At 65.6% G+C, this 24,952-nt stretch carries 26 protein-coding genes and 1 other RNA gene; 6 read left to right on the plus strand and 21 right to left on the minus strand.

Annotated elements, in window-relative coordinates; genetic code table 11:
- Positions 1-155: 155 nt before the first annotated feature.
- The 3 genes from ACTUWL_RS11000 to ACTUWL_RS11010 all read right to left on the minus strand — a co-directional run bounded on the left by ACTUWL_RS11000 (position 156) and on the right by ACTUWL_RS11010 (position 2,253).
- Positions 156-1,433, minus strand: a complete 1,278-nt coding sequence (locus ACTUWL_RS11000; protein WP_021076510.1) for an RNA polymerase sigma factor — start codon at positions 1,431-1,433, stop codon at positions 156-158.
- Entirely contained in the window at positions 1,430-1,798 is a 369-nt protein-coding gene (locus ACTUWL_RS11005; RefSeq protein ID WP_021076509.1) for a YciI family protein, read from the minus strand. Before ACTUWL_RS11005 ends, ACTUWL_RS11000 begins: the two co-directional genes overlap by 4 nt.
- A 167-nt stretch (positions 1,799-1,965) precedes the next feature.
- Positions 1,966-2,253, minus strand: coding sequence for a hypothetical protein (locus ACTUWL_RS11010; RefSeq protein ID WP_021076508.1), 288 nt, complete (start codon positions 2,251-2,253; stop codon positions 1,966-1,968).
- Between the two features lie 89 nt (positions 2,254-2,342).
- Here ACTUWL_RS11010 and ACTUWL_RS11015 point away from each other — a divergent pair, with 89 nt between their 5' ends.
- A complete protein-coding gene (locus ACTUWL_RS11015) occupies positions 2,343-3,308 on the plus strand; it encodes a 2-hydroxyacid dehydrogenase (protein ID WP_021076507.1) in 966 nt (321 codons plus the stop codon).
- A gap of 169 nt (positions 3,309-3,477) precedes the next feature.
- Here the strand turns inward: ACTUWL_RS11015 and ACTUWL_RS11020 are convergent, their stop codons facing one another.
- The 4 genes from ACTUWL_RS11020 to ACTUWL_RS11035 all read right to left on the minus strand — a co-directional run bounded on the left by ACTUWL_RS11020 (position 3,478) and on the right by ACTUWL_RS11035 (position 5,853).
- The gene (locus ACTUWL_RS11020; RefSeq protein WP_021076506.1) at positions 3,478-3,969 is read right to left on the minus strand and encodes an SRPBCC domain-containing protein; all 492 of its coding nucleotides are present in this window, start codon (positions 3,967-3,969) and stop codon (positions 3,478-3,480) included.
- Positions 3,950-4,351, minus strand: coding sequence for an ArsR/SmtB family transcription factor (locus tag ACTUWL_RS11025; RefSeq protein WP_021076505.1), 402 nt, complete (start codon positions 4,349-4,351; stop codon positions 3,950-3,952). Before ACTUWL_RS11025 ends, ACTUWL_RS11020 begins: the two co-directional genes overlap by 20 nt.
- A 103-nt stretch (positions 4,352-4,454) precedes the next feature.
- Positions 4,455-5,102, minus strand: coding sequence for a dihydrofolate reductase family protein (locus ACTUWL_RS11030; protein ID WP_021076504.1), 648 nt, complete (start codon positions 5,100-5,102; stop codon positions 4,455-4,457).
- 91 nt (positions 5,103-5,193) lie between these two features.
- Positions 5,194-5,853 carry a TetR/AcrR family transcriptional regulator gene (locus ACTUWL_RS11035; protein ID WP_021076503.1) on the minus strand — a complete coding sequence of 220 codons (660 nt, stop codon included), beginning with the start codon at positions 5,851-5,853 and terminating at the stop codon, positions 5,194-5,196.
- Positions 5,854-5,946: 93 nt separating this feature from the next.
- Here ACTUWL_RS11035 and ACTUWL_RS11040 point away from each other — a divergent pair, with 93 nt between their 5' ends.
- The gene (locus tag ACTUWL_RS11040; RefSeq protein WP_021076502.1) at positions 5,947-6,591 is read left to right on the plus strand and encodes a glutathione binding-like protein; all 645 of its coding nucleotides are present in this window, start codon (positions 5,947-5,949) and stop codon (positions 6,589-6,591) included.
- Positions 6,592-6,768: 177 nt separating this feature from the next.
- On the opposite strand, the gene ACTUWL_RS11045 is transcribed toward ACTUWL_RS11040, so the two are convergent.
- The 8 genes from ACTUWL_RS11045 to ACTUWL_RS11080 form a co-directional block, all read right to left on the minus strand.
- Positions 6,769-7,050 (minus strand): hypothetical protein, encoded by a 282-nt coding sequence (locus tag ACTUWL_RS11045; protein ID WP_021076501.1) that lies wholly within the window; start codon positions 7,048-7,050, stop codon positions 6,769-6,771.
- Between the two features lie 356 nt (positions 7,051-7,406).
- Positions 7,407-7,874, minus strand: coding sequence for a nuclear transport factor 2 family protein (locus ACTUWL_RS11050; RefSeq protein WP_021076500.1), 468 nt, complete (start codon positions 7,872-7,874; stop codon positions 7,407-7,409).
- A 169-nt stretch (positions 7,875-8,043) separates the two neighbouring features.
- Positions 8,044-8,493, minus strand: coding sequence for a tol-pal system-associated acyl-CoA thioesterase (gene ybgC / locus ACTUWL_RS11055; protein ID WP_021076499.1), 450 nt, complete (start codon positions 8,491-8,493; stop codon positions 8,044-8,046).
- A 66-nt stretch (positions 8,494-8,559) separates the two neighbouring features.
- Positions 8,560-9,477, minus strand: coding sequence for a metallophosphoesterase (locus ACTUWL_RS11060; RefSeq protein WP_035649838.1), 918 nt, complete (start codon positions 9,475-9,477; stop codon positions 8,560-8,562).
- Between the two features lie 171 nt (positions 9,478-9,648).
- Positions 9,649-10,698 carry a Holliday junction branch migration DNA helicase RuvB gene (gene ruvB / locus ACTUWL_RS11065; protein WP_021076497.1) on the minus strand — a complete coding sequence of 350 codons (1,050 nt, stop codon included), beginning with the start codon at positions 10,696-10,698 and terminating at the stop codon, positions 9,649-9,651.
- Complete coding sequence (ruvA, locus tag ACTUWL_RS11070; protein ID WP_021076496.1) at positions 10,695-11,312, minus strand: Holliday junction branch migration protein RuvA; 618 nt, start codon at positions 11,310-11,312, stop codon at positions 10,695-10,697. Before ruvA ends, ruvB begins: the two co-directional genes overlap by 4 nt.
- A gap of 271 nt (positions 11,313-11,583) precedes the next feature.
- Positions 11,584-12,111: a crossover junction endodeoxyribonuclease RuvC gene (ruvC, locus tag ACTUWL_RS11075; RefSeq protein WP_021076495.1), complete on the minus strand. Its 528-nt coding sequence runs from the start codon at positions 12,109-12,111 to the stop codon at positions 11,584-11,586.
- 223 nt (positions 12,112-12,334) lie between these two features.
- Positions 12,335-13,081 (minus strand): YebC/PmpR family DNA-binding transcriptional regulator, encoded by a 747-nt coding sequence (locus ACTUWL_RS11080; RefSeq protein WP_021076494.1) that lies wholly within the window; start codon positions 13,079-13,081, stop codon positions 12,335-12,337.
- Between the two features lie 213 nt (positions 13,082-13,294).
- Here ACTUWL_RS11080 and ACTUWL_RS11085 point away from each other — a divergent pair, with 213 nt between their 5' ends.
- Both ACTUWL_RS11085 and ACTUWL_RS11090 read left to right on the plus strand, forming a co-directional pair.
- Positions 13,295-15,049, plus strand: a complete 1,755-nt coding sequence (locus tag ACTUWL_RS11085; RefSeq protein ID WP_021076493.1) for a methyl-accepting chemotaxis protein — start codon at positions 13,295-13,297, stop codon at positions 15,047-15,049.
- A 147-nt stretch (positions 15,050-15,196) separates the two neighbouring features.
- Positions 15,197-16,621: a methyl-accepting chemotaxis protein gene (locus ACTUWL_RS11090; protein ID WP_021076492.1), complete on the plus strand. Its 1,425-nt coding sequence runs from the start codon at positions 15,197-15,199 to the stop codon at positions 16,619-16,621.
- A 64-nt stretch (positions 16,622-16,685) separates the two neighbouring features.
- Here ACTUWL_RS11090 and ACTUWL_RS11095 read toward each other — a convergent pair whose 3' ends face one another.
- The 6 genes from ACTUWL_RS11095 to ACTUWL_RS11120 form a co-directional block, all read right to left on the minus strand.
- A complete protein-coding gene (locus tag ACTUWL_RS11095) occupies positions 16,686-18,449 on the minus strand; it encodes an adenylate/guanylate cyclase domain-containing protein (RefSeq protein WP_021076491.1) in 1,764 nt (587 codons plus the stop codon).
- 105 nt (positions 18,450-18,554) lie between these two features.
- Positions 18,555-19,382: a TIGR00282 family metallophosphoesterase gene (locus ACTUWL_RS11100; protein ID WP_021076490.1), complete on the minus strand. Its 828-nt coding sequence runs from the start codon at positions 19,380-19,382 to the stop codon at positions 18,555-18,557.
- Between the two features lie 2 nt (positions 19,383-19,384).
- Positions 19,385-19,963, minus strand: a complete 579-nt coding sequence (locus ACTUWL_RS11105; RefSeq protein WP_021076489.1) for a 5-formyltetrahydrofolate cyclo-ligase — start codon at positions 19,961-19,963, stop codon at positions 19,385-19,387.
- A gap of 168 nt (positions 19,964-20,131) precedes the next feature.
- A non-coding RNA gene (ssrS, locus tag ACTUWL_RS11110) (6S RNA) lies at positions 20,132-20,292 on the minus strand.
- Positions 20,293-20,646: 354 nt separating this feature from the next.
- Positions 20,647-21,030 carry a cell division protein ZapA gene (locus ACTUWL_RS11115; protein ID WP_021076488.1) on the minus strand — a complete coding sequence of 128 codons (384 nt, stop codon included), beginning with the start codon at positions 21,028-21,030 and terminating at the stop codon, positions 20,647-20,649.
- Complete coding sequence (locus ACTUWL_RS11120; protein ID WP_021076487.1) at positions 21,027-21,347, minus strand: DUF4164 domain-containing protein; 321 nt, start codon at positions 21,345-21,347, stop codon at positions 21,027-21,029. The genes ACTUWL_RS11115 and ACTUWL_RS11120 overlap by 4 nt, the downstream gene beginning before the upstream one ends.
- 320 nt (positions 21,348-21,667) lie before the next feature.
- Here ACTUWL_RS11120 and tkt point away from each other — a divergent pair, with 320 nt between their 5' ends.
- The gene (gene tkt, locus ACTUWL_RS11125) at positions 21,668-23,650 is read left to right on the plus strand and encodes a transketolase (RefSeq protein ID WP_021076486.1); all 1,983 of its coding nucleotides are present in this window, start codon (positions 21,668-21,670) and stop codon (positions 23,648-23,650) included.
- Positions 23,651-23,810: 160 nt separating this feature from the next.
- The gene (gene gap, locus ACTUWL_RS11130; protein ID WP_021076485.1) at positions 23,811-24,818 is read left to right on the plus strand and encodes a type I glyceraldehyde-3-phosphate dehydrogenase; all 1,008 of its coding nucleotides are present in this window, start codon (positions 23,811-23,813) and stop codon (positions 24,816-24,818) included.
- Positions 24,819-24,952: the final 134 nt, after the last annotated feature.

Genomic DNA, 24,952 nt, shown 5'->3' on the forward strand with positions numbered 1-24,952 from the left:
ACCTGACGCGATTGACTAGCTATGCTCTTGCGCTGTCGTGAGGGAAGCACCGGCGGAGGGGTTCCCTCCCCCCTTGCGGGGGAGGGGTAGGGAGAGGGGTGTCACACGGGAAGTCTCTCAGCTGGACACGAACCATACGCGACCAAGCTAGCCCGCTACTTCGCCTTCGCATTGCGCGGCTGGCTGTCGCGCATCAGGCGGTCGATATGCATGCGGATGTGGGCGGCTTCGGCTGTGGTGTTGGCGAGCGCGATGGCGCGGTCGAAGGCGACGCGGGCTTCCTCGTTGCGGCCGAGCTGCATCAGGAAGGCGCCGCGCACGCCGAAATAATGGAAGTAGTTTGCAAGCCGCGGCGCCAGCGGCTCGATCATCTCGAGCGCGGCTTCCGGCCCCTTCACCTTGGAGACCGCAACCGCGCGGTTGAGCGTGATCACCGGCGACGGCTGCATGACCTCGAGCGCACCGTAAAGCAGGTCGATCTGGGCCCAGTCGGTATCCTCGGGCTTTTCCGCGCGGGCGTGCAGGGCGGCGATCGCGGCCTGCACCTGATAGGGCCCGCTCTTGCGGTGGCGCATCGCCTTGTCGATCAGCGCGATCCCCTCCGCGATCAGCTTCTGGTTCCACAGGCCGCGGTCCTGGTCGTCGAGCAGGATCACCTGGCCGTCCGCATCGAAGCGCGCGGCGGCGCGGGCGTGCTGCAACAACAGCAGCGCGGTCAGCCCCATGATCTCCGGCTCGCTCTGGAACAGCCGCAGCAGCAGGCGGGCGAGCCTGATCGCCTCCTCGCACAGCGGCGAGCGGATCTCGGCGGTGTCGCCGCTCGCCGAGTAGCCCTCGTTGAAGATCAGATAGATCATCGCCGCGACCGAGGCGAGCCGCTCGCTGCGCTCGACCGCGCCCGGCGTCTCGAACGGCACATTGGCGTCGGCGACGCGCGTCTTGGCCCGCGTGATGCGCTGCTCCATGGCTGCTTCCGAGACCAGGAAGGCGCGCGCGATCTGCTTTACCGTGAGGCCGGAGACGATGCGCAGCGCCAGCGCGATCTGCTGGGTCGCCGGCAGGTCCTTGTGACAGCAGATGAACAGCAGCCGCAGGATGTCGTCGCGGTAGTGCGAGCCGTCGAGCCGCTCGGCGATCTCGTCCTCGGCATCGTCGAGGTCGGAGATCGCCCGGTCGTCGTCGGGCAACGCTTCCTGCTTCTTGCTGCGCCTGATGTCGTCGATCGCGACATTGCGGCCGACCATGATCAGCCACGACGCCGGATCGCGCGGCGGGCCGTTCTGCGGCCAGCTCTTCAGCGCCCGCAGGCAGGCATTCTGGAAGGCTTCCTCGGCGGTATCGAGATTGCGGAAGTAGCGCAGCAATGCGCCGACCGCCTGGGGACGCGCTGACGTCAGCGCGGCATCGATCCAGGCGGTGTCGGTCACGCTCACGGCTTTGCGTCCCCCGGAGTGAAGTAGCCGACCGGACGGATCTCATAGGTGCCGCCGGGATTGGCCTCGCCGAGGTCGCGCGCGATATCGAGCACCTCGTCGAGATTCTTGCCCTCGACCAGGTAGAAGCCGAGCAGCTGCTCCTTGGTTTCGGCGAACGGGCCGTCCAGCACCAGCGGCGGGTTTTCCTTGCGCAGCGTGGTCGCCGCGGTGGTCGGCAACAGCCGCGCCACCGGGCCGAGCTTGCCCTGCTTGGCGAGCTTATCCTGCACGACGGACAGTTTCTGCATGACCGAGGCGTCGTGCTCCTTGCTCCAGGAGCCGACCAAGTCTTCGTCATGATAGCAGAGAATGGCGTACAGCATCGAAAAGGCATCTCCGTTCATTGCAAGAACGAACGATTATGCCCGCTGCCGACAGGCGGAGCGAAAGAAATCTCGGTTCCTGACGCCGGTGATGAATTTGGCCGAGGCGCGTTGCAAAGCCATGGCGGTGGCGCGCCTCGGCCATCACCGCGACGAGGACGCTGCGATCACCAGTAGACGCCGTAGCGGGCAGCGATCCGGCGAGCCTTGGCTTCATCGCTCTCCCGGCGGCTCGTCTGGGTCCGCTTCACCGGACGCGACGCTTGCGCCCTCGAGGCCTCGGCCGGCTGGGCCTGCGACGGCGCCGGCTGGGCCTCGGCCTGATCAGGAGCAACGGCCGGTTGCGCCTGGGCGGGCGCATCAGCGTTCGCGAGCACGAGGCCACGGCTCTGGCCGGCGTCTGCGGTGGCGGCGGAGGCGACGATGACGGCCGCGGCCAGGATCAGTTTGCGCATGGAAGTTCTCCCCGGTTGATGGCAGGAGACTAGGGAGCGGGTCGGCTTCGCTCTGTGATATAGATCACATTGAAATTGGAGGTATCCGGATGGGCAAGGGCGCATTGGCGCTGCTGATCAATGGCGGCTCGGAAAACTGGTCGTCGGCGCGCTGGAAGGCGCGGTTCGACGCGGTCTGCCCCGACCGCCCCGTCGTGCTGCTGCCGGACGGCGCGCTGGACCCCGCCGAGGTGCACTATGCCGCAGTGTGGAAGCCGAAGCCGGGCGAGCTCGCCGCGTTCAAGAACCTGCGCGTCATCTTCAACCTCGGCGCCGGCGTCGACGCGCTGATGGCCGACCGCTCGCTGCCCGACGTGCCGCTGGTGCGCGTTGCGGTCTCCGACCTCACCGGCCGGATGACCGAATATGTCGTGTTGCACGTGCTGATGCATCACCGCCAGGAGCCGTACTTGCGCGAGTCGCAGCGATTGAAGCGCTGGGCGCCGGATTATCAATGGGCCGCGAACGCGATCACCGTCGGCGTGATGGGGCTCGGCACGCTCGGCGCGGCCGCCGCGCAGGCGCTGCGCGCGCTCGGCTTCCGCGTCGTCGGCTGGAGCCGCAGCGAGAAGCGGATCGACGGCATCGCATGCTACCACGGCGCCGACGGACTCGACGCGTTCCTGCGCGCGACCAACATCCTGGTCTGCCTGCTGCCGCTGACACCGGACACGCGCCATGTGCTGAATCGCGATGCGTTCGCGAAGCTGAACCGCAACAGCCCGCTCGGCGCACCCGTGATCATCAATGCCGGCCGCGGCGGATTGCAGAACGAGGCGGATATCCTCCGCGCGCTCGACGACGGTACGCTGGGTGCCGCCTCGCTCGACGTCTACGAGACCGAACCGCTGCCGCAGGACAGCCCGTTCTGGAGCCATCCGAAGGTGGTGCTGACGCCGCACAATGCCGCCGACACCGACGCCGACGATATCTCGAAATACGTCGCGGCACAGATCGCGCGCTTCGAGCAAAACGGGGAGCTGGAGAACGTGGTCGATCGCAAGCGGGGGTATTAGCAGCGCCGCCACGCCACAAACGGTGTCATCCCGGCGAAGGCCGGGACCCATACCCCGCGGCCCCTCATTGGGGCACGCGGGGGAGGCATCCTGCACAACAACGATGTCCTGTGGTTACGGGTCCCGGCCTTCGCCGGGACGACAAGCAGATCGGCTGCAACCTCACCCCTCAGCCCATCTCGGCAACCACCTCGGCGAGCCGGTCGTAGGCGGGCGCGACGCCCTTATCGATGCCGGAGTTGAGATGGCCGTCACGCGCCTCCTTGGTGGGATGGCGGATGGTGGTGGTCAGCGTGGTGGTGCCGGCTTCCTCGACGAAGGTCGAGATGACGAGATATTCCTCGCTGGTGAAGCCCGGCATCGAGAAGGTCTCGCCGAACGCCAGCCGCTCGGGGCGCACCACCTCGCGATAGGTGCCGGCGAGTTCATGCTCGATGCCCTCGGACGAGCGGAACACGAACCGATAGGCGCCGCCGACGCGCAGGTCGACCTCGCACACCGGCATCACGAGGGTCTCGCAGCCAAGCCAGCGCACCAGATATTCCGGCTTGGTCATCGCATCGAACACGAAGCGCCGCGGCGCGTCGAACTGCCGCGTCATCGCGAATTCGAAATCCGACGGGGTGGTGATCTTCAGCGTCTTATTCACGCGTGCGTCCACGTTGCTTCTCCTTTACTCTGATTTTACGGGTGTTGCGCGGCGGAGCCTTTGCGGCCTCCTCCGCCTTCATCTCCTCGAGCAGGCCATCGAGGCGGTTGAAGCTCTCATCCCAGAAGCGGCGGAAATTTCCGAGCCAGCCATCGACCTGCTTGAACGAGTCGGGCGCGATCCGGCACGGCCGCCACTGCGCTTCGCGCCCGCGCGAGATCAGCCCGGCATGCTCCAGCACCTTCAGGTGCTTGGAGATTGCCGGCAGGCTCATGTCGAACGGCTCCGCCAGCTCCATCACCGAGGTCTCGCCGAGCGCGAGCCGCGCCAGGATCGCGCGCCGGGTCGGATCGGCCAGCGCCGCGAAGGTCGAACTGAGGGGGTCCAGCGGCATGTTCGTACTTAGCTCATCGGTTAAATAACCTTTGGGTTAAATACGACCGAACTGCGCCCGCGTCAACCGCCGATGTTGGCCGCTGACGCAGGCGTGAACGATCTTAGGATTGGCGCGCGAAGGTGACGTGGGTCGCGTTCGGGCTCGCGACCTGCGAGACGACGGCGTAACCGAGCGCAGGCAGGTCGAGGCCTGCGAACAGATTCTCACCGGCGCCGAGCAGCACCGGCGATAGCGCCAGCTGCACCTCGTCGAGCAGGCGCGCTTCCAGGAACTGGCGCACCAGCGACACGCCGCCGCCGACCCGGATGTCCTTGTCCCCGGCAACCGCGCGCGCGCGCTCAAGCGCGACGTGAATGCCTGACGTCACGAAGTGAAACGTGGTGCCGCCTTCCATTTGGATGTCGGGCCGCGCATGATGGGTCAGCACATAGGTCGGCGTGTGATACGGCGGATTGGGGCCCCACCAGCCTTTCCAGGACTCGTCCGGCCACGGCCCGCGGATTGGGCCGAACATATTCCGCCCGAGGATCCAGGCGCCGATATTTTCCATCGACTTGCGCGCGATCTCGTCATCGAGCCCGGTGCTGCCGCCGTCCTGGCCGAAGGTCTGGCGGAATGTCCGGGTCTGGAGGAACCAGCCGGGCAACACCATGCCGCCTTCGCCGAATGGATTTTCGAGGCTCTGACGCGGTGCCGCGCCAAATCCGTCGATCGAGACCGAGAATGCTGAAGTCCTGACTTTTCCCATGATGTTCCGTTTCCGTGAGCGGGGAGACCTTACGGAAGACGGGTCGGAAAACCAGAACCCGACATTTACTGCTGAAGAATTTTTGCCGCCTCTATTGGGCCCGGCACATCAGGTCGACGGCCCCCTTCACGATCGCCTCGAGTTCCCCGCGCGGCACGCGGGCACGGGCACGGATCGCGATCGTGTGGATGGTGGCGGATGCAAGGTGCGCCAGCGCCGCCGGGTCGGCGCCCTCAGGCAGCTCGCCGCGCTCCTTGGCATGGCGGAAGCAGATGCCGAACGCCTTGTCGAGCTCGGTTAGGCCCTCCAGCACCATGCTGCGGATATCGGGATCCGACACCGCCTCCGAGGCTGCCGTCATCACCGTGAAGCAGCCGCGCGGGCCGGACTCGCCGGAGAGATAGATGTCGAGCGCGATGCGATAGATGCGCTCCAGCCGCTCGCGCAACGGCGCATCGTCGCGGAAGATGTCGGCCATCGCGGCGCGCGCGTCATCGCGATAGCGCTGGTAGCTCTTGATGTAGAGCTCGCGCTTGTCGCCGAACGCGCCATAGAGGCTCGGCCGGTTCATGCCGGTCGCGGCGCTCAGATCATCGAGCGAGGTCGCGGCAAAGCCATCGCGGCGGAACAGATCGAGCGCCTTGCCGAGGGCGACATCCGGCTCATAGGCGCGCGGCCGCCCGCGCCGCTTCGGCGCAACGGGTGCTGCAATTTTGGCAGTAGATGGTGGCTTCTTACTTTTTTGTACCATTTCGCACTAAATTCCTTGACGCCACAAATATTATCCAGGACAGTACAAAAATCAACAACGGCCGGACCCCCGCGCCAGATACTGGAGGCTCCCATGGATCTTTATTTCTCGCCGCTCGCGTGCTCGATGGCGACCCGCGTCGCGCTCTATGAAGCCGGCCAGCCGGCCAACTATCTCGAGGTCGATCCGAAGACCAAGCAGGTACGCAACGACGGCTCCGACTTCAGCAAGGTCAACCCGCTTGGCCTGGTGCCGACGCTGCGCACCGACGACGGCGTGGTGCTGACCGAGAACGCCGCGATCCTGCAATATGTCGCCGACCAGTTCCCGCGGGCCGGCCTCGGCACCGCGTCGAACGCCGAACGTTCGAAGCTGCATCAATGGCTGTGCTTCATCGGCACCGAGCTGCACAAGGGCCTGTTCCTGCCGCTGCTCGACAAGAAGGCGCCGCCGGAGGCCAAGTCCTATGCACTGGAGAAATACGTCTCGCGGCTCGACTATGTCGAGGACCATCTGAAGGGCCGCGACTACCTGCTCGATCATTTCAGCGTCGCCGACGCCTATCTCGTCACGGTGATCAACTGGACCATGGCGACGCCGCCGATCGAGCTCGCGAAATGGCCGGCGCTGAAGGCCTATTACGAACGCCTGCGCGCCCGGCCTTCGGTGGCGAAGGCGGTCGCGGAAGAATTCGAGCTCTACAAGGCTGAGATCGCGCGGCACAAGGCGGCGGCGTAAGCTTCTCCTTCTCCCCGCCTGCGGGGAGAAGGTCGGGATGAGGGGGAGTCTCCACGAGGTCGCTGAGAGACGAACTCGCGGAGACTCCCTCTCACCCGGATCGCATCTGACGATGCGATCCGACCTCTCCCCGCAAGCGGGGCGAGGTGAAGTATCGCGGTAGCCTGCGCGCCGCGGTCAGCATCCCCGGCAAATCGAAAGCTTGCGCGTATCGAGCTCCCCAGCGGCAGGTTGCCCCTGCCCTGCGGGCCATTCCATAAAGACCGGGTGGAAGTGCTTCCATTGATCGTAATATTCGGCCGGCAAAGTGAACGGCTGGCAGTCGGTGATCGCTCGCAGCGCACTCGCTTGATAGGCTCGCGCATAATCTGACGTGGCCGACTTGCTCCCCGGCAGCACCTCGGGTTGCCCATCCAGTTTACCCTCTCGCGTCAGCTTGACCACGAACTCAACCTTCATGCTCGCGGCCTCGTCACCGACGCGTACAGGCTTCCTCCAACACCTCTCGATCTGATGCCTGAACATCGATCCCCAGGTGTCGGGCCCGCGCATCTCACTCTTCGCCGCGCTTGGCTGGATTGGAATGGCTAAAAAAGCGCTCGCGAGGAGGACGCCCGTGAGCACAAGGGCTGTAGAACGTTCAATTGACATGAAATGAGTCCGGCGGACGCGTTGAGGTTGCAATCGCCGAATAAACCGATCTTGATCGAGACTTGCAAACGCTTTCGATCGGCCGGGTAATATCCCGTAGCCCGGATTAAGCGCAGCGCAATCCGGGAGCGGTGCGATCGCTCACCAGGGCGTCGGGACGACAACTAAAACGGACTATCCCCCAACCCCGGCACATCCGCCGGGCGCGGGCCGGGCGCCGGCCAATGGAAGCGGCGGTCCTTTTCCGCAATCGCGATGTCGTTGATAGAGGCCTCCCGGCGGCGCATCAGGCCGTGCTCGTCGAACTCCCACTGCTCGTTCCCGTAGGAGCGAAACCAGTTGCCACTGGCGTCGTGCCATTCGTACTGGAAGCGCACCGCGATGCGGTTGCCGTCGAACGCCCAGAGATCCTTGATCAGGCGATAGTCCTGCTCCTTCTCCCATTTGCGGGTGAGGAAAGCGACGATCGCCTCGCGGCCCTGAAACACTTCGGAGCGATTGCGCCAGCGGCTGTCCTCGGTATAGGCGCTGGCAACCCGGACGGGGTCGCGCGAATTCCAGGCATCTTCCGCCATGCGCGCCTTCTGCGCGGCGGTCTCACGGGTGAAAGGTGGCAGCGGCGGGCGTGACATCGGCGATCCCTCGTTGTTGAAGCATGATCCGGAAAAGTGTGAAGCGGTTTTCCGAAAAGATCATGCTCGAAATAGAAGACAAGCGCGATCAATCTGATCGCGCTCTGTCACGCGCAAATCTATCGTCGCGCCGCATGGAGTCGATGGGGCGTTTCCTATCGCCCAATAACTAAGCTAGATCGGCCTTCATCAGCGCACGGATGGACTTCGGGATCGGCTGTGCCCTGCCCTGGCTGACGAAAGCAACGCGGACCTGGGCCTTCACAAGCACGTCATCGCCGCGCCGGACCTCCTGCGCCAGCATGATGGAGGCGCCCTTCACCGCGATCGGCCAGGTCACGACATCGAGCATGTCGTCCATCCGCGCGGGCTTGAGGAAGTCGAGCGTCATCGAGCGCACCACGAAGGCGAAGCCGCCGGTCTCCTCCTGCGCCTCCTCGAACAGCGCGTTCTGTTCGGCCCCCATCAATCGGAGATGATTGGTACGCCCGCGCTCCATGAACCGCAGGTAATTGGCGTGGTAGACGATGCCGGAAAAATCGGTGTCTTCGTAATAGACACGGACCTGCATATGGTGTCGGCCATCACGGATCGCGCCGTCGATGTGGGGTAAGGTCAATTGCGGCCCCTCGATTGCCTCGGAGAGCAATCGTGTTGCGCAAATTATCCGATCACGCAAGCGCGATCAGGACACCACCGGCCCCTTTCCGCCGAGCGTGACCTGCACGATCTCGGGCGGCACGCCGAGGCGGAACGGCATGATGCTGCAGCCGAGGCCGCCGGAGACGACGACGTCGCATTTCAGCTTGATGTGGCCGTAGGCGAGCCGCATGCCGTGCTTGACCGGCACCGCCGGCGACCAGCCGAGCAGCCGGATCTGGCCGCCATGGGTGTGGCCGGACAGTTGCAGCGCAACGCGCGAGGGCACTCGGAGCGCAACATCGGGCTCGTGCGCGAGCAGGATCACCGGCGCATCGTCGGTGACTTTCGCGAGCGTCCCGTTGAGATCGTCGACGCCGACGCGCCTGATCTCGCGATAGGGCCGCGCCGCCATGAAGGCGAGCTGGTCGCCGAGGCCCGCGAGCCAGAACGGGCGGTTATCCTTGACGAGCCGCACTGCGTCGTTCTCGTAGACCGGGATGCCGGCGCGCTCCAGTGCGCGGCGCGCGACCGGTGTGCCCTGCCCCAAGCGCTGCACCATCTTGTCTTCCCAGTAATCGTGATTGCCGAGCACGGCGTGCACACCGAGCGGCGCCTTCAAGCCCTTGAGCACGGCGGCCCATTCGGATGCCGGAATGAAGCGCGTGACGTGGCGCAGTCCCGCGACATAGTCGCCGAGCAGCACGATGATGTCAGGGTTCAGTGCGTTGGTGCGGTCGACGATCTCGGCGATGCGATCAAGCGACATCCAGGGATCGCAGGCGTGGATGTCGGCGAGGGCTGCGATCCTGAGCGGAAAGTCCGACGGCCATTGCCGCGGCGACAGATCGTAGCGCGTCAGCGTGAGCCGGACGACCGGCTCGCTGACGCCGTAGGCTGCGGTCGAAGCGGAGGCGGCGGTCAATCCGCCGAAGCCGCGAAGAAAATGACGACGTGAGATCATGGACATGTGATCGGTGATGCCTGAATGAACATAGGCCCTTTGATTGGAGCGAAATTGGGCCCCGTTTGTGCAGACGGCCTGCAGAGATGCCGCGATGGTTAGCGCGCAAGGTTACCGGCGGCGCAATGCGCTGCACCAACACGCTTCTTCACGTCTTCGAGAGCTTTGAGTTCAATCCTCGTCGCCGTTGCCGCTGAACAGGCCGAACTGCGAGGGATCGCGGTTCGGCTCGGCGAGGCCGAGGTGGCGGAAGGCATGCGAGGTCAGCAGCCGGCCGCGCGGGGTGCGCTGCAGATAGCCGCACTGGATCAGATAGGGCTCGATGATGTCCTCGATCGCATCGCGCGGCTCGGACAGCGCCGCCGCCATGGTCTCGACGCCGACCGGCCCGCCGCCATAGTTCAGCGCGATGGTGGTGAGATAGCGCCGGTCCATCGCATCGAGCCCGGCGCTGTCGACCTCGAGCGCGCTGAGCGCCCGGTCTGCGATGCCGCGATCGACGGAGTCCGCATCGGCAGCGGAGGCAAAGTCGCGCACCCGGCGCAACAGGCGGCCGGCGATGCGCGGCGTGCCGCGGGCGCGGCGCGCGATCTCGTTGGCGCCATCCGGGCTCATGCCGATGTTCAGCACGCGGGCGCCGCGGGTGACGATCTTCTCCAGCTCCTCCACGGTGTAGAAATTGAGCCGGACCGGAATGCCGAAACGATCGCGCAGCGGGTTGGTGAGCAGCCCCGCGCGCGTCGTCGCGCCGACCAGCGTGAATTTCGACAGCTCGATCTTCACCGAGCGCGCCGCGGGGCCTTCGCCGATGATCAAATCGAGCTGGAAATCTTCCATCGCGGGATAGAGGACTTCCTCGACCGCCGGGCTGAGGCGATGGATCTCGTCGATGAACAGCACGTCGCGCTCTTCGAGATTGGTGAGCAGCGCCGCGAGGTCGCCGGCCTTCGCGATCACCGGACCGGAGGTGGCGCGGAAGCCGACGCCGAGCTCGCGCGCGACGATCTGCGCCAGCGTGGTCTTGCCGAGGCCGGGGGGACCGACGAACAGCACGTGATCGAGCGCCTCGCCGCGCTTCTTCGCCGCCTCGATGAAGATCGAAAGATTCTTCCGTGCCTGGGCCTGGCCGACGAATTCAGTCAGCGACTGCGGACGCAGCGCGGTGTCACCGACATCGTCGGAGCGGCGTTCGGGTGTCACGATGCGGGGCGGCGTGTTCACTTCGACAATTCCTTAAGCCCCAGCCGGATCAGCTGCGCGGTCTCGGCGCTTTCGCCGGCGCTGCGCGAGGCGGCGGCGATGGCGGCGGCGGCCTGCGGCTGGCCGTAGCCGAGATTGACCAGAGCGGAGATCGCATCGGTGACCGGGCGCGGCGCGCGGTTGTTGTCGATCGCGCCCGAGAGCTGAACCACAGCGGGATCGACATCGGCAAAGCCCGGCGCCTTGTCCTTCAATTCGCTGACGATGCGCTCGGCGACCTTCGGCCCGACGCCCGGGGTCCGCGCCACCGCCGCCTTGTCGCGCAGCGCGATGGCGTTGGCGAGATCGGTCGGCGGCAGCGTGCCGAGCACCGCGAGCGCGACCTTGGCGCCGACGCCCTGCACGGTTTGCAGCAGGCGAAACCATTCGCGCTCGTGATCACTGCGGAAGCCGAACAGCTTGATCGCGTCCTCACGCACATAGGTCTCGATCGAGAGCACGGCCGCTCCGCCCGGCGACGGCAACGCCTGCAGCGTGCGACCAGCGCAATGCACCTGATAACCGACGCCGCCGACGTCGAGGATCACGTAATCCTCGCCATAGGAATCGATCAGGCCTTTGAGCTTGCCGATCATCTTGCCACCTCGCACTCGGTGCTCGCACTGCGTTCGAATGCTTCAGTGTGGGACGTACCGGCGGAAGGGCTCCCTCCCCCCTTGCGGGGGAGGATTAGTGAGAGGGGTACCACACGACGCGCTCTCTCAATTTCCGTTTCGGCGGCGGGTGACCGACCTTGCGAGAGTGATGAACGCATCGACCGTCTCGCCCTGGGCTTACCCCTCTCCCCACCCCTTGCCCGCAAGGGGGGAGGGAGCCCGATCAGCGCGCCCGCCTCACTCGCACCGATCATAGGTTCGCCACCCTGAGCCGCAGCGCCGCACTTTGGCGGTGATGGGCATGGGTGATCGCGACCGCGAGCGCGTCCGCGGCGTCGGCGGAGGGCGGCTCGGCTTTCGGCAGCAGGATCTTCAGCATCACCTGGATCTGGTTCTTCTCGGCGTGACCGGCGCCGACCACGGTCTTCTTGACCTGGTTCGGCGCGTATTCGGCAACCGAGATACCGAACATTGCGGGCGCCAGCATGGCTACGCCGCGGGCCTGGCCGAGCTTCAGCGTGGCAACGCCGTCCTTGTTGACGAAGGTCTGCTCGACCGCGGCCTCGGCCGGCCTGAAGTCGCCGAGCACCGCGGCAAGCCCCTCATGGATCGCGAGCAGCCGGCTCGCCAGCGGCAGATCGTCCGGCGGCTCGACCGAGCCGCAACCGATATACACCAGACGGTTGCCTTCGGTCTCGATCACGCCCCAGCCGGTGCGGCGGAGACCCGGATCGATACCGATGATGCGGACGGGAGAGCGAATCGGCTGGGCTGTCATGGGGTAGTGATACCGCCTGGCCTGCGAGAACGAAACACAAACGGAGTACCATCCCCCGCTCCGCGCGTCATCGCACGGTGCCCGTCATCCAGCCGTGCTCGTCATCCCCCGCGAAAGCGGGGGATCCAGTACGCCGCGGCCTATCGGATCAAGCACAACGACAGCCTCTGGAATACTGGATCGCCCGGTCGAGTGTTCGGGCGATGACAGCAGAGTAAGTGGCTCAGCCGCCCATCTTCGCGATCAGCGCGTCGGACACCTCGAAATTGGCGAACACGTTCTGCACGTCGTCGTGCTCGTTGAGCAGATCCATCAGCTTCAGCAGCTTTTCGCCGGTTTCGTCGTCGACCGCGACGGTGTTCTGCGGCTTCCAGGTCAGCGCCGCCTTGCGCGGCTCGCCGAACTTCGCTTCCAGCGCCTTGGCCACGTCGCGGAAGGTATCCTGCGAGGCGTAGACCTCGTGGCCGCCCTCGCTGGACACCACGTCGTCGGCGCCGGCCTCGATTGCGGCGTCCAGCATGGCATCGTCGGAGGCGACCTTGGCGTCGTATTCGATGATGCCGGTGCGATCGAACATAAAGGCGACCGAGCCGGTTTCGCCGAGATTACCGCCGGACTTGGTGAAGAACGAGCGGATGTCGGAGGCGGCGCGGTTGCGGTTGTCGGTCAGCGCCTCGACGATGACGGCGACGCCGCCGGGGCCATAGCCCTCGTAGCGGATCTCGTCATAGTTCTCGCCCTCGTTGCCGGCCGCCTTCTTGATGGCGCGGTCGATATTGTCCTTGGGCATGTTCTCGGCGCGGGCCGCGACCACGGCGGCGCGCAGGCGCGGGTTCATCGCCGGATCGGGGGTGCCGAGCTTGGCCGCCACAGTGATTTCGCGCGCCAGCTTGCCGAAAAGCTTCGACTTCTGGGCATCCTGCCGGCCCTTGCGGTGCATGATGTTCTTGAATTGGGAATGGCCGGCCATGCGACGTCTCTTCGAGGCTTAGGGTCTGAACGAGGGTGGAAAACGCGGCCTTATAGGCCTCTCACGGTCAAAATCAAAGGATCGGCGAGGCCTTCGGGCCCGGGAATACTACCGCATGCCGGAATATGAGGCACTTGTTAACCATGACTTCATGCCCGGATGCGAGGATCGCCGCCGTCCCGCCGTAACTTTCCCAGAGCCCCCGGAACTCCCATGGCGTTCGGTTTGTTTCGAAAGCAAGTGCCGGAGCCGGTTGCGCCAACCGTCGCGCCGCAGGTTCCAGCCGCGGTTGCCACGCCCGAGGTCTCCACCGAGGCCGATTCGGCCAAGGAGATCTTGGAGCTGCTGGAACTCGAGCTCGGCGCGATGATCCGCCAGCTCGAGCGCGCCGCCAGCTCGGTTGCCGACGGCGCCGAGGCGACGGCAGCCAAGCTTGCCACCATTCGCGCCCGCACCGATGCGCTGACCGGCCGCAGCAGCGACGCACAGAGCACCGCGACAACGTTCTCTGAGGCCGCCGACCGCTTCACCCATTCCGCAGAAGGCATCGGCCAACAGGTGCGCAGCGCGAGCCAGCTCGCCGACGACGCCGCGGCCGCGGCGCGCGAGGCCACCGCCAATGTCGATCGGTTGCGCGAATCCTCCGCCGCGATCGGCAACGTCGTCAATCTGATCGCGCAGATCGCGCGGCAGACCACCCTTCTCGCGCTCAACTCGACGATCGAAGCGGCGCGCGCCGGCGCCGCCGGCAAGGGCTTTGCGGTGGTCGCGACCGAGGTCAAGGCGCTGGCGGTACAGACCCAGAGCGCAACCGAGGAGATCACGCGGAAGATCGAGGCTTTGCAGAAGGACGCCACCGGATCGGCGGACGCCGTCCACCGCATCTCGCAGGCGATCGAAAAGATCCGCCCGGTGTTCGAGAACGTCAACGGCGCGGTCGCCGAGCAGAACCAGATTACCGGCGAGATCGGCCAGAACGCGGCCTCCGCCTCCAGCTTCATCGTCTCGGTCGGCACCAGCGCCGGCGAGATCGACTCGGCGACGCAGGAAGCCGCCGCGCATGGCGACGATGTCGCCAAGGCCGGCAAGGCGGTGACCGGCTTCGCCCGGAAGCTGAAGGCCCGCTGCGCGGTGCTGTTGCGCCAGAACGAACGTGTCGACCCGCGCAGGAACGAGCGCCTGCCCTGCAGCCTCACCATCGAGATCAAGACCACGCGCGGCACCGTCACCGCACAGGTCTACGAGATCGCGATGGACGGCATCCTGATCGGCGGCCCCGACGCCGAGAAGCTGCCGGCCCATGAGACCCTGAGCGCGAGGTTGCAGGATATCGGCGCGTGCCGGATCAGGATCGGCGACCGCTCCAAGGCCGGCTGCCAGGCCCGCTTCGAAGCGGCGAACGCCGAACTCCGCGAAAAGATCGAAGACCGGATGTGGGCGATCCACGAGGAGAACACCGAGTTCGTCACCCGCGCGATGGAAGCCGGCCACGCGCTGAGCAAGATCTTCGAGAACGGGCTGGCGAGCGGTGCGATTGCGATCGCAGACATGTTCGACACCGACTATGTCGAGATCGCGGGCACCAACCCGGTGCAGCATCGCACCCGGATGCTGGACTGGGCGGAGCGCGCGCTGCCGGCCTTCCAGGAGGCGTTCCTTGCCAAGGACAAGCGGATGGCGTTCTGCGTCGCGATCGACCAGAATGGCTATCTGCCGGTCCACAACAAGGTCTACTCGCAGCCGCAGCGGCCGGGCGACGTCGCCTTCAACACCGCCAACAGCCGCAACCGCCGCATCTTCAACGATGCAGCCGGCCTTGCCGCCGGCCGCAACCAGCGCGCTTATCTGATCCAGACCTACGCGCGCGACATGGGCAACGGCAACACCGTGATGATGCGCGAGATCGACGTGCCAATCCGCGTCCGCGGCCGGCACTGGGGCGGCTTCCGCACGGCCTACAAGCTTTGATGACTGGGTAGTCCGGATGCAGCGAAGCGTAATCCGGGCCACCCAGTGCACGCTCAGGCAAGACGGCCTTCGCGAATCACACTTTAGATCGGAATGGAGAATGCTGCTGCGGCTCGACGGGCCGTCGTGACTGGAGGACGTGCTGATATGTCGGCTGCGCAGCTTGCAGTGCTGGATATTTCATCGGACCGGACGCTGGCCGAACGGCTGGTCGACCAGCTCGCCGACCGCATCGGCGGCCTCGGCGTCGAACTCGCTGATATCGCCGGCAATGTCCAGGAGGTCGCGAGCCGCGTCGCCAACCAGTCGGAGCGGTTCCATCATTTGCAGGCGACCGCCGAGACCATGGTCTCGGCCAATCACGACATCGCCAACGCATCGCAGGCGGTGCAATCGACCGCATCCGCCGCGGCCGGCCAGATCGCCGAGTCGCGCCGCGTGGTCCAGACGGCGGTCAGCCACATTGCGGAACTCGTCGCCGCCGTCGGTCGGATCGAGGCGCGGCTCGCCGCGGTCGGTGCAGCGCTCAGCCAGGTCGCCAAGGTCTCCGGCTCGATCGAGGCGATCGCCAAGCAGACCAACCTTTTGGCGCTCAACGCCACCATCGAGGCGGCGCGCGCCGGCACTGCCGGCCGCGGCTTTGCGGTGGTCGCTGGCGAGGTGAAGAACCTCGCGGAGGCGACCCGCCAGGCGACGCATCAGATTTCCGACACCGTACGCGATCTCGACGGCCAGATCGGCAGCCTGATCGGCGAGAGCGGCGACGCCTCGCTGCGCGCCAAGAGCGCCAGCGAGGGCGCCCAGCAGATCTCGGGCATCATCAGCCGCGTGCAGGATGGCTTTTCCTTGGTCGGCGCCGAGATCGGCAGCGTGGCGCGCGCCGCGACCTCCAATCTCGGCCATTGCGAGAGCGTAATCACGGAACTGAACGAGCTCGCCAAGGGCGTCGACCTGTCCTCGCGCGACCTCAAGCACGCCGACGGCCGCGTGGCGAAGCTGCTCGAGCTCTCCGAGAGCCTGATCGTGACCATTGCCGACAGCGGCGTCGAGACCTCTGATACGCCGCTGATCCGCGTCGTGATCGAGACCGCGAAACGGATCTCCGACCTGTTCGAGAACGCGGTCGCGCAAGGTGACATCACGCTCGCGCAATTGATGGACGAGAACTATCGCGAGATCGCCGGCACCGATCCGAAACAGTATCTGACCGACTATGTCTCTTTCACCGATCGCGTGCTGCCCGCGATCCAGGATCCGATCCAGAAGGCCGATCCGCGCATCGTGTTCTGCGTCGCCTGGGCGCGCGGCGGCTATCTGCCGACCCACAATCCGAACTATCGGCAGCCGCAGGGCCCGGACCCGGTGTGGAACAACGCCAACTGCCGCAACCGCCGGCTGTTCAACGACCGCGCGGTGAGCAAGGTCGCGGCCAATACCAAGCCGTTCCTGCTGCAGACCTACCGCCGCGACATGGGCGGCGGCAATTTCGTGTTGATGAAGGACCTGTCATCGCCGATCTTCGTCGGCGGCCGCCACTGGGGCGCATTCCGGATGGGTTTCCGGCAGGGCTAGGGCTTGTCGTTCGGACGCTCTTCTTGACGCGAAACGGCGGCCACTTCGCTCGAAAACGCCTTGGTTACTCCGGCAATCCTGCGTCACGCAGCGCAGCGCCGATCTGGTCGCGCAATACGGCGTCGCGCACCGGGAACGCCTCGCTGATATGCGAGGTACGGAAGCCAGGATGCACCCGCAACAGACGAGCGATCGCCTTTCGCGCCTCCTCCGCATCACCTGCGCGGATCGCATTGATGATGAAGGCGCCCAATGAATGCGCATTGGAGTTGAAGCGCAACGACCGCCTGGCAACCTTGCACCCCTCCTCATAGCGTTCGAGCCAGAAGCAGGCGTGCGCCATGCCGATCCAGGCGCTGACGCGCAGGGGATCGAGCGGACTAAGCCGGATCATGTGGTCGAAACTCTCGATTGCGCGTTCGGTCTCACCGCACATCAGCGAGACCCAGCCGCGCGAATACCAGGCGAATCCGAGATTGGGGTTCAGCGCGATCGCCTCCTCGACCATCGACGAGCCGAGGTCGTAGTCATGCCCGAGATAGGTCAACACGTGGCCGGCCGTCGACTGCACGAACGCATCCTCCTCGCCGAGTCGCGACGCCAGCCGTGCGTGCTTGACGGCCTCGAACCGCTCCGGGCCGTCGAGCGGCGAGCCGGTCGTGGCCTGCCGGGCCATCCAGGTCCACGCCAGCATGGCATGCGCCGCGGCGAACTGCGGATCGAGCTCGATCGCCTGCTTGAACAGCTTATAGGCATCGGCGAGCGAGGCGCGCTGATGAATCAGCGCCATGCCGCGCAAATAGAGGTCGTAGCTGTCCAGCTTGTCCGTCGGCTTCTGCCTGACACGCTCGAATTCGGCCTGCTCCAGCCTCGGCGCGATCAGGCCGACAACGCTCGAGGTGACCTTGTCCTGCAGGCCAAAGATATCCTCGAGCTCGCCGTCGAAGCGGTCGGCCCAGATGTGGTTGCCGGTCGTCGCCTCGATCAGCTGGCCGGTGATGCGGACCCGGTTGCCGGCCTTGCGCACGCTGCCTTCCAGCACATAGCGTACGCCGAGCTCGCGGCCCACCCGCTTGATGTCGATAGCCTTGTTCTTGTAGGCGAAGCTCGAATTTCGCGCGATGACGAACAGCGATTTGAACCGCGACAGCGCCGTGATGATCTCTTCGACCATGCCGTCGGCAAAATAATCCTGCTCGCGATCCCCGCTCATGTTGTCGAACGGCAGCACTGCAATCGACGGCCTGTCCGGCAGCGGAAGCGGTTGGACCGGCACTGTCGAGCGCTGCGAGCCAGGCTCGCCGCCGATCCGAATCTGCCAAACGCGCATCGGCTCGGCGATATTCTTCAGCGACTGTGAGCCCATGTCACCGAAATCGATGTCGACCTTGCCTCGGATTTGCCGATGGGCATCGTCCGAAATGCAGATTCCGCCGGGATCGGCCATCCCCTCGAGGCGCGCCGCGATGTTGACGCCCTCACCGAAGATATCGTCACTGTCGATGATGATGTCGCCGACGTGAATGCCGATACGGAATTCGATTCTGCGATCGGGCGGCACCGCGACGTTCCGCTCGGCCATGCCTCGCTGAACCTCGATGGCGCACCGCGCAGCGTCGACGGCGCTGGCGAACTCGACCAGCATCCCGTCGCCGGTGGTCTTGACGATACGGCCTCGGCATGCCGCGATGGTCGGATCGACCAGCGTCTGGCGGGCGCCCTTCAGGTCGCCAAGCGTCCGCTCCTCGTCGCGGCCCATGAGGCGGCTGTAGCCGGCAACATCGGCCGCCACCAAGGCCACCAAACGACGTTCGACGCGCTCGGACACTGCAATCTCCGGAAGCAAATCACCGATATCGAAAAATCATTGGGACTGAAAAATCACTACCCCATCAAAATCACTGCCCATCAAAGCACGACAAGGTGTCGCAGGCTAGCTGGTCCAGAATCCCGGCACCGCAGGCTCGAGCCGGCCGCCGGCGCGCACCGGCGCGACCTTGACCGCAAGCCCGGTGGCATCGTCGGTCTCGACCGCGATACCGCTCAGCGTCGCAACACCGCCCGCCGGCTCGAAACGGCCGGAGGGAATGCCGGTGAGGAAGCGCTGCAGCGGCTCCTCCTTCTGCATGCCGATCACCGAATCATAATCGCCGGTCATGCCGGCATCGCTCATATAGGCGGTGCCGCCGGGCAGCACCTGGTGATCGGCAGTCGGCACATGGGTATGGGTGCCGACCACGAGGCTGACCCGGCCGTCGCAGAAGAAGCCGACGCCCTGCTTCTCGCTGGTCGCCTCGGCGTGGAAATCGAGCACGATGGCATCTGCGCCCTGGCGCAACGGGCAGGCCTCGAGCTCGCGATCGATCGCGCTGAACGGATCGTTCGAGGACGGCTCCATGAACACGCGGCCGATGGCATTGAGCACGAGCGCGCGCTTGCCGTTCTTGGTGTCGACCAGGGTGGCGCCGCGGCCGGGCGAATGACGCGGGAAGTTCAGCGGGCGGATCAGGCGCGGCGCGCGCTCGATGAAGACCAGCGCCTCCTTCTGATTCCAGGCGTGGTTGCCGAGCGTGATCGCGTCGGCACCGGCATCCAGCAACTCCTGGTAGATCGCCTCGGTGATGCCGAAACCGCCGGCGGAATTCTCACCATTGACGACGACGAGGTCGAGCGACCAGTCCCTGATCATGCCGGGAAGATGGTCTGAAATGGCGGTGCGGCCGGTCCTGCCGACGACGTCACCAACGAAGAGGATACGCAAGGCTAGCTACTCCGGAAATCGAACGTCTTGCGCTCCGTTAGCACATAATCGAGCGGGACGTCGTGCGACAGCGCCGGGATAGCCTTGGTTTCCTGTGCAGCAAAGGCAATTCCCACCCCGATCACATGCTTGGCCTTGCGCAGATGCGCAAAGGTATAGTCGTAATAGCCGGCGCCGTAGCCGATGCGGTGGCCGAGCTTGTCGAATGCGGCGAGCGGCACCAGCATCACGTCGGGATGCACCTCGGCCGCAGCCGGCGACGGCTCGGGAATGCCGAGCGGCCCGAGCATCAGCCGGTCCTGCGGCGACCAGCTGCGAAAGGTCAGCGACTGGCCGCGCGCATTGATGCAGGGCAGCGCGAGCCGCGCCCCCTTTTCCGCAAGCTTCTTCATCAGCGGCGCCGGATCGAGCTCGCTACGGATCGGGGCATAGCCGGAGATGATCATGCCTTGCGTGATCTCGAATGGCACGCGGCGCTTGGCGAGCGCCTCGGCCGCGGCCGCACGCTGCTCGTCGCTCAGCGCGTCGCGCTTGGCGAGAGCAAGCGCCCGAAGCTCGGCCTTCGATGGAGATGCGTGCATGATCCATCTTCCGCTGTCGTCGTCCGCGACAACGGACGATCCATCATTCAGAGACGCTCGCATTCAAAGGGCCAGGCCGCGGCGCACTGGACGCCCTGCTTCGCAGGGGACAGCGGTGCACCACAATCGAACCGCCGCCGCGCGACGACCAGGCAACAGCAAAAATAGTGCGAAGCCGCAGAGGCCGTTGGAGCGCTCGATCCCGGAGTTCCCTACGAAAGTAGGTGGGCACCATATGTCCGGGTCCACGGACCCGGCCAGGGACAGTTCCCTAAAGGATCGATAAGGCCCCGGGGATATATGGCTCCTGACGCACGACGCAGCTTCGCGGGGCTAATCTAGCTATCGTTGGCCAAATCCGCCAGCGGTAAGGACGACGCGGAGCTCCTGCTCCACTTCATTGTCCACTTGAGAGCATCCGCGGGGGCGCGCCGCCAAAATATCGAAAACAACCCCATGCAAAGCAGCGGCGGCGGCCGGCGATCGACCAAACGACTGTCCAAACGACTTGACGCGTCGGGCAACTCACCGATACTCTTCCGGTATTCCGAATTCCGGCAAGCCGGCACCCGCCCAGGGGGCGCGCATGGCATTTACATGCTTCTGCAACCGACGCTTCCACGTCGTCATAGCCGGCAGCCAAATGCGCCAGGCCTGCCCCTCCGGGGGAGGGCGGAGCAGGATCACCCGATCGCGATGCCGCCGCCGATGGTGCGGTTGAGCACCTGCGTGGTGCGCTCGATCCGCTCGGCTGCTGCGTTGAGCGCGTTGGAGACCGCGGTCTGGGTCGCGCGGGCGCGATCGGTGGCGGCGGTGCGGGCATTGCGCAGCTGCTCGACCTCTTCCTCGAGGCTGCGAATGCGCGCGCTCGCATCGACCAGCTCGTCGCAGGCGGTCAGCGCCGCCATCACGGTGAGCCTCGCATCGCCGATCTCGCCGAACTTGCCGCGCAGCGATTCGACGCGCTGCTGCAGATTCTCCGCGAGCTTCAGCAGCCGCACCTCCTGGCCCTCCTCGCAGGCCATCCGGTATTGCCGGCCATTGATGGTGACGTTGATGTGGCTCATCTGCCTTCTCCGCCCGCAAGCACGGCGCGAATGGTGCCGATCGCCGCGTCGAGCTTCTCCGCGATGTCGCGATTGACGCGCTCGAGCTTGCGCGTCTTCACCAGCGAACCGTCGAGTTCGTCGGCAAGTCGTGAGCGATCGGCGCCGAGCGCCTGGATCCGGCTCGCCAATTCGTTCTCGTCGCGGTCGGCCTCGCGGCGCCGCTCCACCGAGCTTTCCAGCGCATCAAGTGCTGCCATCAGCCGCTTGGTCGCAGCATCGATATCGGCAAGCGGTGCCTCGGTATTGCCAGACCCGTTGGCGAGACGATCACTCATGACACGCGGCGTGGACCCTTCAATTCCGCTGGAGACAGCCCTGCCACACGGCAAAACTGGCGGTTCGGCAAGCGTTTAGCGGACGAAATTTACGTGGCAAGCGAGCGAAGCGCAACGGCGGCGCTGAACTATGCACCGTTCAATGAAATAGGGCCATTTCGAGCAACTTTTCCCCGTTTTGGGGCGTTTCATCGCCTTGGACTTGCGGAATTGAGGTGCTAATCCACCCTCCAACCCGTAAGGCCATCCACGCGCGTATCGCGGCTGCCCGCCCCGATGCGTCCAGCAATCAGCTCCTCATTCCAGGCGGACTTTTCATCATGACGCAGGTCGATCACACCCGTATGGCCAATGCGATCCGTGGCCTTGCCATGGACGCCGTCGAGAAGGCGAATTCCGGACATCCTGGCCTGCCGATGGGCGCCGCCGACATCGCGACCGTGCTGTTCACGAAATTCCTGAAATTCGACGCGGCCGACACGGCATGGCCCGATCGCGATCGCTTCGTGCTGTCGGCCGGCCACGGCTCGATGCTGCTCTATGCGTTGCTGTACCTCACCGGCAACAAGGACATGACGCTCGACCAGATCAAGCATTTCCGCCAGTTGGGATCGCTGACGCCGGGACACCCGGAGAACTTCCACACCAAGGGCATCGAGACCACCACCGGCCCGCTCGGCCAGGGCATTGCGACAGCGGTCGGCATGGCGCTCGCCGAGAAGATGCTCGCCGCGGAGTTCGGCAAGAAGATCGTCAATCACCACACCTATGTGCTCGCTTCCGACGGCGACCTGATGGAAGGCATCTCGCAGGAAGCGATCGCGCTCGCCGGTGTCTGGCGCCTCAACAAGATGATCGTGCTGTACGACGACAACGGCATCTCGATCGACGGCCCGACCTCGATCGCCGATTCCGTCGACCAGGTGAAGCGCTTCAAGTCCGCCGGCTGGGCCGCCGAATTGATCGACGGCCACGATCCGGAGGCGATCGCGGCTGCAATCACCCGCGCGCAGAAATCCAGCAAGCCTTCGCTGATCGCCTGCAAGACCACGATCGGCTTCGGCGCACCGACCAGGGCCGGCACCGCCAAGGCGCATGGCGAGGCGCTCGGCGCCGCTGAGCTGAAGGGCGCCAAGGAGAAGCTCGGCATCTCGCTCGAGCCGTTCTCGGTGCCGGACGACGTGCTGAAGGCCTGGCGCGAGGCGGGCAGCCGCGGCGCGGCCGAGCACAAGGCCTGGGGCGAGCAGTTCGCGCAGCTCGGCAACCGCAAGCGCGCCGAGTTCGAGCGCCGCATCCGTCACGAGCGGCCGGCCTCGCTCGCCAAGGGCCTGCGCGCCTTCAAGAAGGGCCTCCTGGAAAATCCGCTCAACGTCGCGACCCGCAAGTCGTCGGAAGCCGCGATCGAGGTGATCGCGGCCGCGATGCCGATGGAGTTCGTCGCGGGCTCGGCCGACCTCACCGGCTCCAACAACAACAAGGCGAAGTCGGCAACCGCGTTCGGCGCCAAGACGCCGAAGGGCCGCTTCATCCATTACGGCATCCGCGAGCACGGCATGGCGGCGTGCCTCAACGGCATCTTCCTGCATGGCGGCTTCGCGCCGAACGGCGCCACCTTCCTGGTGTTCACCGACTATGCGCGCGGCGCGATGCGCCTGTCGGCGCTGATGGGCACCGGCGTGGTCTATGTCATGACCCACGACTCGATCGGCCTCGGCGAAGACGGCCCGACCCACCAGCCGGTCGAGCACCTTTCGGCGCTGCGCGCGATTCCCAACATGCGCGTGTTCCGTCCCTGCGACGCGGTCGAGACCGCCGAGTGCTGGGAACTGGCGCTCAACCGCGTGGACGGACCGACGGTTCTGGCGCTGACCCGCCAGAACCTGCCGCAGCTCCGCACCACGGCGCCGAACGACAACCCGTGCAGCCACGGCGCCTACGAGCTGGTCGCGGCGCAGGGTGAGGCAAAAGTGTCATTGTTCGCCTCCGGTTCCGAGGTCCAGATCGCGGTCGAGGCGCAGAAGCAGCTGGCCGGGCGCGGCATCGCGACGCGGGTCGTCTCGGTCCCGTCGCTGGAATTGCTGCTGGCGCAGCCCGCCGAGCGGCAAAATGCCATTATCGGCAAGGCTCCGGTCAAGATCGCGATCGAAGCCGCGGTGCGCTGGGGCTGGGACGCCGTGATCGGCCACGACGGCGAATTCATCGGCATGCACGGATTCGGCGCCAGCGCCCCGGCCAAGGACCTTTTCCCGCATTTCGGCATTACCGCTGAGGCCGTCGTTAACGCTGCCACCAAGCGCGTCTGACGCTGGGCTGGCACCCGCGGCCTACGGTTGAGCTTGTCGCGAAAAAGGATTACCAAAGCTCCATCTTTTCCGTACGCGCCCGGCTGAACCGGGCGTTCCGCCGTAAAAACCTCGTGGGAGCCCTCCCGCGGGGCTGACAACAGCTTTAGAGGAGACGAGCATGGCAATCCGCGTCGCGATCAACGGGTTTGGGCGCATCGGCCGCAACATCCTGCGCGCCATCGCCGAGTCCGGCCGCAAGGATATCGAGGTGGTCGGCATCAACGACCTCGGTCCGGTCGAGACCAACGCGCATCTGCTGCGCTTCGATTCCGTGCACGGCCGCTTCCCGGGTACCGTGACCGTCGACGGCGACTCGATCAGCCTCGGCGCCAACAAGATCAAGGTTTCGGCCGAGCGCGATCCCTCCAAGCTGCCGTGGAAGGCCCTCGGCGTCGATGTCGCGCTGGAATGCACCGGCATCTTCACCTCGAAGGACAAGGCCTCCGCGCACCTGACCGCCGGCGCCAAGCGCGTGCTGGTCTCGGCGCCCGCCGACGGCGCCGACGCCACCATCGTCTACGGCGTCAACCACGACACGCTGAACAAGGATCAGCTGGTCGTCTCCAACGGCTCCTGCACCACCAACTGCCTCGCGCCGGTCGCCAAGGTCCTGAACGACACCGTCGGCATCGAGACCGGCTTCATGACCACGATCCACGCCTATACCGGCGACCAGCCGACGCTCGACACCCTGCACAAGGACCTCTATCGCGGCCGCGCCGCTGCGATGTCGATGATCCCGACCTCGACCGGCGCCGCCAAGGCGATCGGCCTGGTGCTGCCCGAGCTGAAGGGCAAGCTCGACGGCGTCTCGGTCCGCGTGCCGACCCCGAACGTCTCCGTGATCGACCTCAAGATCGTGGCCAAGCGCGAAACCAACATCGCTGAGATCAACGAGGCGATGAAGCGCGCCGCCGAGCAGCAGCTCAAGGGCATCCTCGGCTACACCAACGCGCCGAACGTCTCGATCGACTTCAACCACGATCCGCACTCGGCCACTTTCCACATGGACCAGACCAAGGTGCAGAACGGCATGCTGGTGCGCGTGATGGCCTGGTACGACAACGAGTGGGGCTTCTCGAACCGCATGGCGGACACCGCCGTCGCGATCGGCAAGCTGGCTTAAGTTCGACTGTTCGCGATGCCCGGCCCAAAGCCGGGCATCTGCGTCTTTGCCCTCCGCATTCGCGGCCGCAACGGCCGCGACATCGGCAAGCGAACGCAACGCCGTCCATCGGACGGCTGTGTCCGGCCGCACAG

The sequence above is a fragment of the Bradyrhizobium sp. WCU1 genome, assembly GCF_053474805.1.